Source organism: Kitasatospora sp. MAP12-44, from assembly GCF_029892095.1.
Taxonomy (GTDB): Bacteria; Actinomycetota; Actinomycetes; order Streptomycetales; family Streptomycetaceae; genus Kitasatospora.
This window is the reverse complement of sequence record NZ_JARZAE010000004.1, coordinates 6,070,077-6,084,806: the sequence shown is the minus strand read 5'-3', so window position 1 is coordinate 6,084,806 and position 14,730 is coordinate 6,070,077. Positions and strand designations below refer to the sequence as shown.

At 70.2% G+C, this 14,730-nt stretch carries 17 protein-coding genes; 6 read left to right on the top strand and 11 right to left on the bottom strand.

The features are described 5' to 3' along the window. The first annotated feature begins 48 nt into the window (after positions 1–48). A complete protein-coding gene (locus P3T34_RS27880) occupies positions 49–822 on the top strand; it encodes a maleylpyruvate isomerase family mycothiol-dependent enzyme (protein WP_280668779.1) in 774 nt (257 codons plus the stop codon). A 49-nt stretch (positions 823–871) separates the two neighbouring features. Beyond that, positions 872–1,525 (top strand): MBL fold metallo-hydrolase, encoded by a 654-nt coding sequence (locus P3T34_RS27875; protein ID WP_280668778.1) that lies wholly within the window; start codon positions 872–874, stop codon positions 1,523–1,525. Between the two features lie 87 nt (positions 1,526–1,612). Here P3T34_RS27875 and P3T34_RS27870 read toward each other — a convergent pair whose 3' ends face one another. The 5 genes from P3T34_RS27870 to zapE form a co-directional block, all read right to left on the bottom strand. Beyond that, positions 1,613–1,816 carry a cold-shock protein gene (locus P3T34_RS27870; protein WP_280668777.1) on the bottom strand — a complete coding sequence of 68 codons (204 nt, stop codon included), beginning with the start codon at positions 1,814–1,816 and terminating at the stop codon, positions 1,613–1,615. 212 nt (positions 1,817–2,028) lie between these two features. Continuing rightward, on the bottom strand, positions 2,029–3,018 hold the full coding sequence (locus tag P3T34_RS27865) for a TerC family protein (protein ID WP_280668776.1): 990 nt from the start codon (positions 3,016–3,018) through the stop codon (positions 2,029–2,031). A 196-nt stretch (positions 3,019–3,214) separates the two neighbouring features. After that, complete coding sequence (locus P3T34_RS27860; RefSeq protein ID WP_280668775.1) at positions 3,215–3,796, bottom strand: TerD family protein; 582 nt, start codon at positions 3,794–3,796, stop codon at positions 3,215–3,217. Between the two features lie 210 nt (positions 3,797–4,006). Continuing rightward, the gene (gene uvrB / locus P3T34_RS27855) at positions 4,007–6,097 is read right to left on the bottom strand and encodes an excinuclease ABC subunit UvrB (protein ID WP_280668774.1); all 2,091 of its coding nucleotides are present in this window, start codon (positions 6,095–6,097) and stop codon (positions 4,007–4,009) included. Between the two features lie 29 nt (positions 6,098–6,126). Then, positions 6,127–7,242 (bottom strand): cell division protein ZapE, encoded by a 1,116-nt coding sequence (zapE, locus tag P3T34_RS27850; protein ID WP_280668773.1) that lies wholly within the window; start codon positions 7,240–7,242, stop codon positions 6,127–6,129. On the opposite strand from zapE, the gene P3T34_RS27845 reads away from it, so the two are divergent. From P3T34_RS27845 to msrB, 4 genes are all read left to right on the top strand, one after another. Further along, a complete protein-coding gene (locus tag P3T34_RS27845) occupies positions 7,241–8,005 on the top strand; it encodes a pyrimidine reductase family protein (protein WP_280668772.1) in 765 nt (254 codons plus the stop codon). The genes zapE and P3T34_RS27845 overlap by 2 nt on opposite strands. Positions 8,006–8,156: 151 nt before the next feature. Beyond that, positions 8,157–8,615: an indole-3-glycerol phosphate synthase gene (locus tag P3T34_RS27840; RefSeq protein WP_280668771.1), complete on the top strand. Its 459-nt coding sequence runs from the start codon at positions 8,157–8,159 to the stop codon at positions 8,613–8,615. Positions 8,616–8,729: 114 nt separating this feature from the next. Beyond that, positions 8,730–10,130: a UDP-N-acetylmuramate--L-alanine ligase gene (gene murC, locus P3T34_RS27835; RefSeq protein ID WP_280668770.1), complete on the top strand. Its 1,401-nt coding sequence runs from the start codon at positions 8,730–8,732 to the stop codon at positions 10,128–10,130. Between the two features lie 16 nt (positions 10,131–10,146). After that, a complete protein-coding gene (msrB, locus tag P3T34_RS27830) occupies positions 10,147–10,557 on the top strand; it encodes a peptide-methionine (R)-S-oxide reductase MsrB (protein ID WP_280668769.1) in 411 nt (136 codons plus the stop codon). 204 nt (positions 10,558–10,761) lie between these two features. Here the strand turns inward: msrB and P3T34_RS27825 are convergent, their stop codons facing one another. From P3T34_RS27825 to P3T34_RS27800, 6 genes are all read right to left on the bottom strand, one after another. Continuing rightward, on the bottom strand, positions 10,762–11,118 hold the full coding sequence (locus P3T34_RS27825) for a MazG-like family protein (protein WP_280668768.1): 357 nt from the start codon (positions 11,116–11,118) through the stop codon (positions 10,762–10,764). Between the two features lie 38 nt (positions 11,119–11,156). Beyond that, on the bottom strand, positions 11,157–11,759 hold the full coding sequence (gene tmk, locus P3T34_RS27820) for a dTMP kinase (protein WP_280668767.1): 603 nt from the start codon (positions 11,757–11,759) through the stop codon (positions 11,157–11,159). Further along, positions 11,756–13,249 (bottom strand): radical SAM protein, encoded by a 1,494-nt coding sequence (locus P3T34_RS27815; RefSeq protein ID WP_280668766.1) that lies wholly within the window; start codon positions 13,247–13,249, stop codon positions 11,756–11,758. The genes tmk and P3T34_RS27815 overlap by 4 nt, the downstream gene beginning before the upstream one ends. After that, entirely contained in the window at positions 13,206–14,039 is an 834-nt protein-coding gene (locus P3T34_RS27810; protein WP_280668765.1) for a hypothetical protein, read from the bottom strand. The genes P3T34_RS27815 and P3T34_RS27810 overlap by 44 nt, the downstream gene beginning before the upstream one ends. A gap of 72 nt (positions 14,040–14,111) precedes the next feature. Then, positions 14,112–14,588 carry an ATP-binding protein gene (locus tag P3T34_RS27805; RefSeq protein ID WP_280668764.1) on the bottom strand — a complete coding sequence of 159 codons (477 nt, stop codon included), beginning with the start codon at positions 14,586–14,588 and terminating at the stop codon, positions 14,112–14,114. After that, the gene (locus tag P3T34_RS27800) at positions 14,588–14,722 is read right to left on the bottom strand and encodes a hypothetical protein (protein ID WP_280668763.1); all 135 of its coding nucleotides are present in this window, start codon (positions 14,720–14,722) and stop codon (positions 14,588–14,590) included. The genes P3T34_RS27805 and P3T34_RS27800 overlap by 1 nt, the downstream gene beginning before the upstream one ends. Between the last annotated feature and the right edge of the window lie 8 nt (positions 14,723–14,730).

Below are 14,730 nucleotides of genomic sequence, written 5' to 3'. Positions count from 1 at the left end.
GAGCCCGAGCCGCCCAGGCAACGCTCCACTCCCCCGGAGGCCCTCCAGATGTCCGACCAGCGACCCGACCAGGCCGCCGTTGCCGCCATCGCCAGTGGCACGCTGCGCACCGTGGCCGAGAGCACCGAGCACCTGCTGCGCACCGTCGCCCTGCTCGCCCCCGAGGCGCTCGCCGAGCCCTCCGCCCTGCCCGGCTGGACCCGCGGCCACGTGCTGGCGCACATCGCCCGCAACGCCGACTCGCTGATCAACCTGCTGGAGACCGCGCGCACCGGCCGGGACATCCCGCAGTACGCGAGCGACGCCGCCCGCGAGGAGGGCATCCAGCAGGGTGCCGGGCGACCGCTCGCCGAGCAGCTGGCGGACCTGCGCGACTCGGCCGACCGCTTCGCCGCCGCGGCCGCCACGCTGCCCCCCGAGGCCTGGGCGGTCGAGCTCAAGCACCGTCACGGCTACCTCTTCCCCGCCACCGAGCTGCCCTGGAAGCGCCTGGCGGAGGTCGAGTACCACCACGTCGACCTGAACGCCGGCTACACCCCCGCGCACTGGCCCGCCGAGTTCGCCGCCGTCGAGTTCGGCAAGCTGACCGCCCGCTTCGCCGACCTCCCCGGGATCCCGGCCCTCCAGCTGGTCAGCGACGACAGCGCGGACCGGGCGGCCTTCGGCGCGGGCGCCCCCGCGCTGGTCGTCGAGGGCCCGATCCGCGGGCTGACCGCCTGGCTCTCCGGCCGCTCGGACGGCGACGGCCTCCAGGTGCACCGCGACGGCGTCCAGCTCACCGACCCGCGCACCGCCCTGCCGGAGCTCCCGCCGATGGCCTGAGCGAGCCACCATGGGGTGGGGGCAACACGGCACAGCAAGGAGTGAGCACTTGAGTTACCACGGAGCGGTCAAGGTCGGCGGGCCGCCGGACGTCCGCGAACTCGCGCACCTGATCGTCACCAAGGTCGCGGTCGGCCCGTCCGACAACAACGCCTATCTGCTGCGCTGCCGGGCCACCGACGAGCAGCTGCTGATCGACGCCGCCGCCGACGCCCCGGCCCTGCTGGAGACGGTCGGCGACCAGCTCGCCACCGTGGTCACCACGCACCGCCACCACGACCACTGGACCGCGCTGGCCGCGGTGGTGGCCGCCACCGGGGCCCGGACCGCGGCCGGGGTGATCGACGCACCGGCCATCGACGTCCCCACCGACCTGCTGCTCGCCGACGGCGACATCCTGCGGGTCGGCGCCGTCGAGCTGACCGTCCGCCACCTGGTCGGCCACACCCCGGGCGCGATCGTGCTGATCTACGACGACCCCGAGGGCCACCCGCACGTCTTCGCCGGGGACTGCCTCTTCCCCGGCGGCATCGGCGCCACCTTCGGGGTCGCGGAGGATTTCCGCACGCTGTACCGGGACGTCAAGGCGAAGCTCTTCGACGTGCTGCCGGACGAGTCCTGGATCTACCCCGGCCACGGGAACGACACCACGCTGGGCGCCGAGCGCCCGCAGTTGGGCGCGTGGCTGGCGCGCGGCTGGTAGCGGGCCGGCGCTGCGAACACACCAGGGCCCGGCCCCCGTACGGGGAGCCGGGCCCTGGTTCACACCTGGTTCATACCGACCCGAAGGTCAGATGACGGTGATGTTCTCCGCCTGCGGGCCCTTCTGGCCCTGCGTGACGTCGAACTGGACCTTCTGGCCCTCGATGAGCTCGCGGAAGCCCTGGGCGGCGATGTTCGAGTAGTGGGCGAAGACGTCAGCGCCGCCACCATCCTGCTCGATGAAGCCGAAGCCCTTCTCGGCGTTGAACCACTTCACGGTACCGGTAGCCATATTTTTCTCCTTCTCAGGGAAGTGCTCGGGTGTCGCACGGTGCGAAACCCGGAGGTGATCGCCTGGTCCGGAGAGGCGCTAGACAGCAAGAACGCCCGCGGCAATGTCACCGCGGACGAACAGACTTCGGAACCACGACTGCTTGATCACTACGCTACTCCTTGTGCGGCCCCCCGGCTAGGCAATAGCGCAGTCCGGTCGTCAGCGTTGCATCAGGAACAGCCTCCGGGGTCGCCAAATCGGCCGTAATCGGGATTGTTGTTGCGGGTGGCGACCAGGCTGCTGGCCGTGGTGACCGCGAGCACCAGCACGATGAAGCCCAGCGAGAACGGGATGCCGATCTCCGGGACGTGCGCCCCGCTCTCGTGCAGCGCGTGCAGCACCAGCTTGACGCCGATGAAGCCCAGGATCACCGAGAGCCCGTAGGAGAGGTGCACCAGCTTCTTCAGCAGCCCGCCGATCAGGAAGTACAGCTGGCGCAGCCCCATCAGGGCGAAGGCGTTGGCGGTGAAGACGATGTACGGCTCCTGGGTGAGCCCGAAGATCGCCGGGATCGAGTCCAGCGCGAAGAGCACGTCGGTGGTGCCGATGGCCAGCATCACGACCAGCATCGGCGTCATCAGACGCCGACCACCCGTACGGACGAACAGCTTGGTGCCGTGGTAGACGCCGGTCGACGGCACCCGCCGCTCGATGGCCCTGAGCAGCCGGTTCTCCTCGTACTCCTGCTCGTCGTCGTGCTCGGCGCGGGCCTCCTTGATCAGCTTCCAGGCGGTCCACACCAGGAACGCGCCGAAGAGGTAGAAGACCCAGGAGAAGGTGGTGACCAGGGCCGCGCCGCCGGCGATGAAGACCGCGCGCAGCACCAGGGCGATGATCACACCGACCATCAGCACCCGCTGCTGGTAGATCCGCGGCACCGCGAACTTGCCCATGATCAGGATGAAGACGAAGAGGTTGTCGACACTCAGCGACTTCTCGGTGATGTAGCCGGCGATGAACTCACCGGCCGGCTGCGCGCCGTGACTCCACCACAGGAAGCCGCCGAATATCAGCGCCAGCACTACCCAGACCACGGTCCAGGTGCCGGCCTCCTTGATCGAGACCTCGTGCGGCTTGCGGCCTCCGATGAAGAAGTCGGCGGCGATGAGTGCGGTCAGCACTCCGGCGGTGGTGATCCAAAGGGCGAGGGAAACGTCCACTTGCTGCTCCTCCGGCAGGTCGGCGGGACATACGTCGTCTGCCGGAGGTCTCTTCCGCCCTGGCCTGCACGAGGACCGGTGAACCCGGGTGGACCGAACGATCGGTCACCGTGATGACGGGATCACCGTAAAGGGAATACTCCCCTCCGATTCATGAAGAGTACCAGGTAACACCAAGAGAAGGTAAAGAAGTGATCTAGAGGAAGGGCTCGATCGCGGGCAGCAGATCCTGGAAGGTCCGGGCCCGGGCCGGCGCGCCGATCGCCCGCATGCCCCAGCCGCCGGCCTCGTCGCGGAAGACCTTGGCCATGATCTGGCCGGTGTGCGCGCCGCCGCCGGCCAGCTCGTAGCGGGCCAGCTCCTGGTCGGTCAGCTCGTCCACCAGGCGGCAGTGCGCGTTCTCCACCTCGGCGAAGGTCTGCCCGGTGTAGGAGCTGACGGTGAAGACCACCTGGGTGATCTGTGCCGGGATCCGGGAGAGGTCCACCACGATCGACTCGTCGTCCGATCCGGCACCGGCGCCGCCGACCAGGTTGTCCCCGGTGTGCCGGATCGAGCCGTCCTTGCTCACCAGCTGCTGGAAGAAGACCACGTCGGCCGGGGTGCGGTCGGCGTAGAGCAGCGCGGACGCGTCCAGGTCGATCTGCCGGGTGCGGCTGCCGAACAGGCCGCGCTTGGGGGCCGCCCGCCAGCCCAGGCCCATCCGGACCAGGCTCAGCGACTCCCCGGAGTCCTTGCGCAGGCTGACGTGCTGTCCCTTGGCCAGATTCACCGACACGGTGCTGTCCTCTCTCTTGTCCCGGTGCACGCGGATCAGCGCGCACCGGCCACGATTCGGATCACCCCGGTGCCGTCCCCCGGCTGAGGCCCCCTCTTGGTGCTGGTATACCTCGACGCCTGTCTCGTACCCGCAGGGCAACCCTAGGGCCTGCCAGGACCCCCGGGCCAGGCGATCCAGCGCGGGCAGGAGCGCTGCTCGAGCCCGGGCCTAGGCGATTCCGGCCTCGCGCATCTGCCGCAGCTCCTTCTTCAGCTCACTGACCTCGTCACGCAACCTGGCGGCCACCTCGAACTGCAGCGAGGTGGCGGCGGAGTGCATCCGCTCGGTCATCTGCTGGATGAGATCGGCGAGTTCGGCGGCCGGCAGGCTCTTGGCCGGCTTGCGGGAGGCACCCAGCGCGGGCACCGGGGCGCGGCCCTTGCCGCTGTCCCGGTAGCCCGTGGAGAGCAGCTCCTCGGTGTCGATCTCCTCCCGGGAGAGGGTGTCCAGGATGTCGCCGATCTTCTTGCGCAGCGGCTGCGGGTCGATGCCGTGCTTGGTGTTGTAGGCGCGCTGGACCTCGCGGCGGCGGTTGGTCTCCTCGATCGCCTTCTCCATCGCCGGGGTGATCCGGTCCGCGTACATGTGGACCTGGCCGGAGACGTTACGGGCGGCACGGCCGATGGTCTGGATCAGCGAGGTGCCCGAGCGCAGGAAGCCCTCCTTGTCCGCGTCCAGGATGGCCACCAGCGAGACCTCGGGCAGGTCGAGGCCCTCGCGGAGCAGGTTGATGCCGACCAGCACGTCGTACTTGCCGGCCCGCAGCTCGCGCAGCAGCTCCACCCGGCGCAGCGTGTCGACGTCGCTGTGCAGGTAGCGGACCCGGATGTCCAGGCCGAGCATGTAGTCGGTCAGGTCCTCGGCCATCTTCTTGGTGAGCGTGGTGACCAGGACGCGCTCGTCCTTCTCGATCCGGGTGCGCACCTCGTGCACCAGGTCGTCGATCTGGCCCTCGGTCGGCTTGACGATCACCTCGGGGTCGATCAGGCCGGTCGGTCGGATAATCTGCTCCACCGCGCCATCGCCGCGCGAGAGTTCGTACTTGCCGGGGGTCGCGGAGAGGTAGACGGTCTGGCCGATCCGCTCCAGGAACTCCTCCCACTTCAGCGGGCGGTTGTCCATCGCCGAGGGCAGCCGGAAGCCGTGCTCGACCAGGGTGCGCTTGCGCGAGGCGTCACCCTCGTACATCGCGCCGATCTGCGGGACCGTCACATGCGACTCGTCGATGACCAGGAGGAAGTCCTCCGGGAAGTAGTCGATCAGCGTGTTGGGGGCGGTGCCGGGCGCGCGGCCGTCGAAGTGCATCGAGTAGTTCTCGATGCCGGAGCAGGTGCCGATCTGGCGCAGCATCTCGATGTCGTAGGTGGTGCGCATCCGCAGCCGCTGGGCCTCCAGCAGCTTGCCCTGCTTCTCCATCCGGGCCAGCGTCTCGGTCAGCTCCGCCTCGATGTCGGTGATCGCCCGCTCCATCCGCTCGGGGCCGGCGATGTAGTGCGAGGCGGGGAAGACGTAGATCGAGTCGTCCTGGCTGATGATCTCGCCGGTGAGCGGGTGCAGGGTGTAGAGCGCCTCGATCTCGTCGCCGAACATCTCGATCCGGACCGCGAGTTCCTCGTAGACCGGGAAGATCTCGACGGTGTCGCCGCGGACCCGGAAGGTGCCGCGGGTGAAGGCGACGTCGTTGCGGGTGTACTGGATGTCGACGAAGCGGCGCAGCAGCGCGTCCCGGTCGATCTCCTCGCCGACCTTGAGCGGGACCATCCGGTCCACGTACTCCTGCGGGGTGCCGAGGCCGTAGATGCAGGAGACCGAGGCGACCACGATCACGTCGCGGCGGGTGAGCAGCGAGTTGGTGGCGGAGTGGCGCAGCCGCTCGACCTCCTCGTTGATCGAGGAGTCCTTCTCGATGTAGGTGTCCGTCTGCGGGACGTAGGCCTCGGGCTGGTAGTAGTCGTAGTACGAGACGAAGTACTCGACGGCGTTGTTGGGGAGCAGCTCGCGGAACTCGTTGGCCAGCTGGGCGGCCAGCGTCTTGTTCGGCGCCATCACCAGGGTGGGCCGCTGGAGCTTCTCGATCATCCAGGCGGTGGTCGCCGACTTGCCGGTGCCGGTGGCGCCGAGCAGGACGACGTCCTGCTCGCCCGCGCGGATCCGGCGCTCCAGCTCGGCGATGGCCGCGGGCTGGTCGCCGTTGGGCTGGTAGGGGCTGACGACCTCGAAGGGCGCCACGGTCCGCTCAATGCTCGTGATGGGTCGCACGGATCAACCGTACGACCCGGCACTGACAATCAACCGGTCTTCGCGGAGTCCCGGGCCAGCGCGACCAGCCGGGAGATCGCCCGCAGGTACTTCTTGCGGTAGCCGCCGCGCAGCATCTCCTCGGAGAAGACCTGGTCGAAGGGGATCCCGGAGGCGGTGATCGGCAGCTCGCGGTCGTACATCCGGTCCGCCAGCACGACCAGGCGCAGCGCCGTCGACTGGTCGGTGACCGGCTGGACGCCGCGCAGGAAGACCGCGTGCACGTCGTCGAGCAGCGCGCCGTAGCGGCTTGGGTGAACCACCGGGAGGTGCGCCAGCAGGTCGCCGAAGTCGTCGAACGAGGCACCGGGGGTGCGCGCCGCGGCCGTCTCGACGGCCTGGTCGCTGTAGGGCGGCGGGGCATCCGGCAGGCCGCGGTGGCGGTAGTCCTGGCCGTCGATCCGCAGCGGGTGGAAGTGCGCCGAGAGGCCCTGGATCTCGCGCAGGAAGTCGGTGGCGGCGAACCGGCCCTCGCCCAGCTTCTCCGGCAGGGTGTTGGAGGTCGCGGCCAGCTTGACCCCGGCGTCCACCAGGCGGCCGAGCAAGGTGGAGACCAGCACGGTGTCGCCCGGGTCGTCCAGCTCGAACTCGTCGATGCAGAGCAGCCGGTGGCCGGAGAGGGTCTGCACGGCCTGCTGGAAGCCGAGCGCGCCTACCAGGTTGGTCAGCTCGACGAAGGTGCCGAAGGCCTTGGGGCCGGGGGCGGCATGCCAGAGCGAGGCCAGCAGGTGGGTCTTGCCGACGCCGTAGCCGCCGTCCAGGTAGACGCCGGCCGGGCCGGCGGGCGCGGGCGCCCCGCGGCGGAACCAGCCGCGCTTGGCGCCGGCCGGGGCGTTCAGGCCCGCCGCGAACTCCTCCAGCACCCGGACCGCCTCGTACTGGCTCGGCTGCGTGCTGTCCGGCAGGTAGGAGCCGAAGCTGACACCCGCGAAGCGCGGCGGCGGGACCATCTCGGCCACCAGGCGCTCGACCGGCACCACCGGTCGGCGCTCGCTCAGCGCGACCGGCTCCCCGGTGCGGGTGGGCGCTGCGGGGGCTATGGCATCGATGTGGGAGGCTGCGGGCACGGTAATAAAGCCTACGCGCCGTGGAAGACTCATTGGCATGCGCCGCCTGATCCCTACGTCACACTCCGACGCCGCCGACCCGTCCTCGCTGGAGGCGCTGGCCGAGCTCTACGGCTACCCCGAGCAAGTGAACCTGGGCCGCCCGTGGCTGCGCGCCAACATGGTCTCCGGGCTGGACGGCGCGGCCCGTCTGGACGGGCTCTCCGAAGGCCTGTCGAGTGCGGCGGACAAGCGGATCTTCGGCGTCCTGCGGGCGCTCAGCGACGTGGTGCTGGTCGGCGCCGAGACCGTACGCGCCGAGGGCTACCGCCCGGCCCGGGCCCGGGCCGACTTCGCCGCCGCCCGCAGCGCGGCCGGCCAGGCACCCGCACCGGCCATCGCCGTGGTCACCCGCAGCCTGGATCTCGACCTGACCGCCCCGCTCTTCACCGAGCCGCTGGTGCGCACCGTGGTGATCACCACCGAGGACTCCCCCGCCGACGCCCGCCGCGCGGTCGCCGAGCGCGCCGACCTGATCGTGGCCGGCCGCGGCTCGGTCGACCTGCCGCAGGCGCTGGCCGCGCTCACCGCGCGCGGCTGGACCAGGCAGCTCACCGAGGGCGGCCCGCGGCTGCTCGGGCAGCTGACCGCGGACGGCCTGCTGGACGAGCTCTGCCTGTCGCTGGCCCCGCTGCTGACCGGCGGCGACGCGCCGCGCATCCTGCAGGGTGTCCGAATGGCAGACGCGCAGCGGATGGGGCTGGTCTCATTGCTTGAGCAGAAAGGTTTCCTCTTCGCCCGCTACTGCCGTACCCCCGAGTAGGCCGCGAAGGCGCCCCCGGCGTCAGCGGACCGTTCCCGTGATCACTCCCACGTGGCCCGTGTGCCGTGTGCGCCGCGTGAGGAAAGCTTCCTCCGGGCACTATGGGAGGGGACACCGGACCCCGGGGGCCTGCAACACGGAAGGGACTCTTGTGTTCAAGACCGTACTGATGATCGAAAAGGCACTCTCCGAGGCCGACGTGGAGCTGGTCACCACCCTGCACGGCGAGGAGAAGGTCTCCTTCGTCGTGCTGATGCAACCCCGCGGCAAGCAGGACGAGTTGCTGCGCGCCCTGGACGACGTGGCCCTCGGGCACCTCGACAAGGCGGTGCACGAGCACGACGAGGCCAACGGCCCCGCCGTCGCCGAGGAGTCACTCCAGCACAGCCTGCGCCACCTGCGCGAGAGCGGTGCCGAGGCGGTCGGCCAGGTCGTCCAGCGGGACCCGCTCGACACCCTGCGGGCGGTGGTCGAGGAGACCGGTGCCGACGAGGTGCTGGTCCTCACCGCGCCGCACTTCGTCGAGGAGCTCTTCCACCGCGACTGGGCCTCCAAGGCCCGACACAAGGTCGGGGTCCCGGTACTGAAGCTCTTCGCCAGCGAGGCCTGAGCGCGCAGCGTTCCCCCCGCCGAGTGGTGCAGAATCGTCCTTGCGGCCGGACCGGCCATCACCGGCCAGCACCGCCCGCGAGGACGATTCCCTCTTTCTTTACGGAGAGCTCCCTTGAACGACGCCGCCCACGACCTGCACGCCCCGCACTTCATCGGCATCGGCGGGGCCGGCATGTCCGGCCTGGCGAAGATCCTCGCGGTGCGCGGCGCGAAGGTCTCCGGGAGCGACTCCAAGGAGTCCCAGACCGTCCTGGCGCTGCGCGAGCTGGGCGCGGCCGTCCAGGTCGGCCACGCCGCCGAGAACGTGCCGGACGGCGCCAGCAGCATCGTCGTCTCCAGCGCCATCCGCGAGGACAACCCCGAGCTGGCCGCCGCCCGCGAGCGCGGCATCCCGGTGGTGCACCGCTCCGACGCGCTCGCCGCGCTGATGGGCGGCCGCCGCGCGCTGGCGGTGGCCGGCACGCACGGCAAGACCACCACCACCAGCATGCTCGCGGTCAGCCTCGCCGCACTGGGCCTCGACCCCTCGTACGCGATCGGCGGCGACCTCGACGCGCCGGGCAGCAACGCCCACCACGGCGTCGGCGAGATCTTCGTGGCGGAGGCGGACGAGAGCGACCGCAGCTTCCACAAGTACGCGCCCGAGGTCGCGATCATCCTCAATGTGGAGCTGGACCACCACGCGAACTACGCCTCGATGGACGAGATCCACGAGTCCTTCGAGACCTTCGTCGGCCGGATCCAGAGCGGCGGCACGCTGGTCGTCTCCGCCGACCACCCCGGCGCCCGCGAGCTGACCGCCAAGGTCACCGGGCGCCCGGACCTGCGCGTCGTCACCGTCGGCGCCGCCGAGGACGCCACCCTGCGGGTGCTCTCGGTCACCGCGCGCGGGATGACCAGCGAGGTCGTGGTCCTGCTGGACGGCGCCGAGCTGGCCTTCACCGTCTCCGTGCCCGGGCGGCACTACGCGCACAACGCGGTCTCCGCGCTGGCCGCCGGCATCGCCCTGGGCGTGCCGGCCGAGCAGCTGGCGAAGGCGCTGGGCAGCTACACCGGCGTGCGGCGCCGACTGCAGCTCAAGGGCGAGGCGGGCGGCGTCCAGGTGATCGACTCCTACGCCCACCACCCGACCGAGATGGCCGCCGACCTGGAGGCGATCCGGGAGGCGGCCGGCGGCAGCCGGGTGCTGGTGGTCTTCCAGCCGCACCTGTTCAGCCGGACCCAGCAGCTCGCCGAGGAGATGGGCCAGGCCCTGGCGCTGGCCGACGCCTCGGTGGTGCTCGACATCTACCCCGCCCGCGAGGACCCGATCCCCGGTGTGACCAGCGCGCTGATCGTCGACGCCGCGCAGCGCGCCGGGGCCGAGGTGGCCGCCGAGCACGACTTCGCCGCCGCCCCCGCCCGGCTGGCGGCACTGGCCCGGCCCGGCGACCTGGTGCTGACCATGGGCGCGGGGGACGTCACCGACCTCGGCCCGGAAATTCTGGGGCAGCTCGCGGGCGTTGCGGTCTGAGAGAGGGAGGACCGCAATGAGCTACGAGATCGAGAAGACCGACGCCGAGTGGCGCGCCCAGCTGAGCCCGCAGGAGTACAAGGTGCTCCGGCAGGCCGGCACGGAGGCCCCGTTCGTCGGCGAGTACACCGACACCAAGACGGTGGGGGTGTACAGCTGCCGGGCCTGCGGGAGCGAGCTGTTCAGCTCGGAGACCAAGTTCGACAGCCACTGCGGCTGGCCGTCCTACTACGCCCCGCTGGCCGAGGACCGGGTCGAGTACATCGAGGACAGCACGCTCGGCATGCGCCGGGTGGAGGTCCGCTGCGCCAACTGCGGCGGCCACCTGGGCCATGTCTTCGAGGGTGAGGGCTACGGCACCCCGACCGACCAGCGGTACTGCATCAACAGCATCTCACTGACCCTGCGCCCGGCCGAGACCGACTGAGACCGACTGAGCGGCACCCCTGCCGGGGTGCCGCTCCCGGCCATCGCCTGCGAGGCCGCGTCCGCGTCACGGCCATCATGATCTGGGCCCGCAGACGGCCAAGGAGACGGACCAGTCAGACTTGCTGGAGATGGCCGACTTCATGGGCCTCGCGCAGGAGACTGATGGTCTCCGTGCGGACATGCGAACGGAGGCCGTCGCCGGTCACGCGGTCTGACCGCCGGTCGCCAGTGAGCGGGTGGTGACGTACTCCAGCCGTTTGGCGAAGACCTGGCGGGCATCAGGAGTAACGGTCCGCAGCGCGACCGCTGCGGTGAACATGACGTCGCACAGCTCCGCTTGGACGTCCTCCCACGTGTGTGTGATCCCCTTGCGGGGGTTCTGGCCGAGGACACCGGTGAGGGCTTGCGCGGTCTCGCCGACTTCTTCCGAGAGCTTCATGATCCGCATGATCTTCTCGGTCTGCTCGGGTAGCGTGCGGGCGTCGTCGAGCCACGTGACGAGTCGCTCGATGGTGTCCCACAGTTGGTCGGTTTCCAGATCGGTCGTGGGGTCGGTCATGAGGGTTGCTCCGTTCCTCGGGAAGGGTGACTCGGACGCTACCGGTGCGTGGTGGCAACGAAGCCCGCGATCCGGTCAGCGGCATCCGATGGGGTGATCTGTGCGACGTCGAGCGCAAGGACGGGGACGCCCAGCTTGTCGAGCGTGGCGGACGCCTCGCGGTAGAGGGTGAGTTCGCGGGCGGGGATGTCGGGGTCGCGCTCGAAGCGGTGGTGTGCACCGCGCTTCGCGATGCGCGCGGTGATGGTCTCCGGCGGGGCGGTGAGGATCACTGCCAGGTCAGGCAGGTCGACGGCGGCGTGCAGGGCGAGGATGAAGTCGGCGGGGACACCGTCGAGCCGCTGGAGGACCAGCGAGGAGCCGAGGTAGCGGTCACACACCACGGTGGTCCCGGCGGCGAGAAGAGGGCGGATCTCGTGCTGGAGATGGTCGTAGCGGTCGGCGACGACCAGACAGGCGAGGGCGTAGCCGCTCACCTGGTCGGCGACGGACCGAGTGAAGGCCCCCACCGGGCGGCCGGACGGCTCGGCGGTGGCGTGGACCGGGCGGTCATCGGCGCTGAGGCGGTCGGCGAGGGCCTTGACGAGGGTGGACTTGCCGATGCCGCCGGGGCCGTCGATGGTGACGAACAGGCCGCTCATGCTGGCACCCCCGTGCGCTCGTGCTGCTGGCGGGCGAGCGCGGCGAGGTGGCGCCGGACCTCGGGCAGCGGGGTGCCGCCGAACTGGATGCCCACGGAAAAGTTGAACTCGTCGCGCTGGCGCATCGACTCGTTCGCGCCGTGCTCGGTCAGGTCCACGTCGCTGTAGTCCATCATCGCGGCCGGGTCGTGGCCGGCCTTCACGAGCTGGGCCCAGACGGGGCTGCCGGGGTAGGGACGAAACTCGAACACGGAGGCGCGGAAACCGCCGGGCAGGTGATCGTCCAGGTCCCACAGCCGGCGGATGTGCGCGAGGGTGGCTGCCAGATCGTCGGGCTGCTCGTCGGGATAGCCGAGGATGAAGTAGCCCTTCACACCGATCCCGCGCTCCATCAGGCGGCGGGTGACGCTCAGGGTCATGTCGGCGGTGATCCGCTTGTCCATCGCCTTCAGGATCCGGTCCGACCCCGACTCGATACCGAGGGCCACCTCCCGCAGGCCGTTGGCGGCAAGGGTGTCCAGCACGCCATCAGAAGCGTGGTCCAGGACGTTGATGCGGCCGGTGGCGTCCCACACGTAGCGCTCGCCGATCTTCTCGCGGGTGAACGCGGCCATGGCGGGTTGGATGATGCGGGCAGCTCCGAGGAACAGGTCATCCACAAACCGGAACGCGGTCGCGCCGTGGTCGTCGTGGAGTTCGTCCAGCTCACCGATGATGTTGTACGGATCACGGGTGCGGATCGAGATATCCGAGTTCTGTGAGACGGCCGCGCCACAGAAGCCGCAATCGTAGGGGCAGCCGCGGGAGCCTACGATGTTGGCCTCCACCCGGCCGTCGTCGGCATGGTGAGGGTCCTGAGGGAGGAACCGACGGTCCACGTACGGCAGGGCGTTGATGTCGGGGGCAGTCCACAGACCAGCCTGCTCACGGGGGCAGATGCCCACGCCGTGAGTACCCAAGAGGTGGTCTCGCCACATCACGTTCGGCAGCTCGCTGCGCCGCTTGTCGTCCTCCAGGAGCGCGGCGACGCGGGTCTCCCCCTCCCCGATGATCAGGGCGTGCAGCCTCCGGAAGCGCGGATCGTCCAGGACCTGACGGGGCATCGCCTTGGCGTGGTGGCCGCCGACCATCAACTTGACGGCGGGGGCGAGGCCGTCGGCGATCCGCGCGGAAAGCTGGTAGGTCGGGGCGAGGAGGTTCATGCCGACCCACCGCGGCTGGTGCAGGTTGATGGTGCGGATGGTCTCGGCGATTCCGAGCCCGTGCGCTTCGGCGTCCAGCACACCGACGTTGAAGCCCTCCTGGGCGGCGTAGGTGGCGATGTAGCCCATGCCGAGGACCGGCAGGGTGTAGTCGTTGACGCGGGGACGGAGGGTGTAGTCCCGCAGCGGGGCGTTGACGAACAGGGCGTCGAGTCGGCGGTTCGGGTCCGCTCCGACGATCCGATCAGTGCAGCTGTGCTGGTCCTCCGTGGCGCTGAGTGCTGGCATTGCTCCCCCAAGCGAGAGTCAGAAGAGTCAGGGCGTGAAGCTGTCGGCTGTTGTCAGCGCTCGCGGTCCAGGCGGCGGCGAACGCCTTGTCAGTAGCGGGCCACGTAGCACCAGGAGCGGCACGGTCGGCCCAGGTCCGGACGGCGAGGTCGCCGTGCGGGTAGATCGAGAAGTCCCCGGTGAAGTCGCTGGCGGCTGCGGCGGCGGTCCACGGGCCGATGCGCGGAACGGCGTCGAGGGCGTTGGCGAGGGCGGTCGGGTCCAGCGCTGACCAGGCGTCGGCGTGCTCGAGGTAGGCGGTCGCGGTGGCGAGGAGCGCGGTGCGGTGGAACAGCGCGCCGACCGTCTTGAACTCGGCCTCATCCAGGGTGAGTACGGTCTGCGGGTCGGGAGCGACGGTGAGCGTGCCGGCCTCGGTGACGTACGTGCGGCCGTATGTGGCGCACCAGCGGCGGTAGAGGATGCGGGCCTGGCCGGCGCGCACGACCTGTCGCAGGATCGCCGTGGTGACGGCGTCCCACAGGGAGGGGTTCGCCAGCCGCTGGACGATGCCGAGCTCGGCGAGCGCGGCGGTGAGTTCGGGGTTCGCCCGGGGCGGGAGCTGATCGGCGGTCACCTCCGTGACGTGGGGCTTGCTCTCCTCACTGCCGTCGATACACGACACGGCCAGGCCGTTGTCCGTCCACCGGGCGAGCCACACGCCGGACAGCGACGCCATCAGGCGGGTGTGCGAGCCGTCGGGCTGCTGCTGCCACGCCGGGTGGTCGGTGACGAGTGCGGTGGGTGCCATGGGTCTTCTCCTGCGTCTCGGGGTGTCCGGAGCAAGGATCGTACGGACGATGCGAGGTGCTGCAGTGGCGGTTCATGGAGTTCCGGCCAGCTGGTGGGCAGCACGAGCCTGGGTGGCGTGGGTGAGAACCGCGAGCCGGTTGCTGGTGGTCGCCTGGTCGCGTGCGATCTCGAACCAGGTCACTTTGCCGGCGCTGATTGGCCGCCATCCCCAGGCAACGGCCAGCTCCTGGACCAGTTGCAAGCCGCGCCCGGTGGTCATCGTGTCGCTGGGGGCCGTGAGTTCGGGCACCTTGAGACTGTTGTCCGTGACCTCGACGCGCACCCGCTCACCGGTCCACGACACGGCGACCCTGCAGCGCTGGCCGCTGTGCTTGATCGCGTTGCCGATCACCTCGGAGGCGCACAGTTCCAGGTCGTCCACGGCGTCCGCCGACAGCGGCAGCCCCCATTCGGCGACGATGCCCGCGAGGAGGTGACGCGCGGCGCGCACGTGCTCAGGTTCGGGGTCGACAGCCCACTCGTATGGGACCGGGAAGGACGCGGTCATCATGCCTCCCCCATGGCAGCGTCGGCGTACAGGCGGGAGGGCGGGGCGAGGAGGTCGGCATCCGTCAGATCCGAGGTGTCGATGCAGAGGGCGACCGGGATACGGCCGTTGCGGAGACGATGGTCGTTCGACATACAGACAA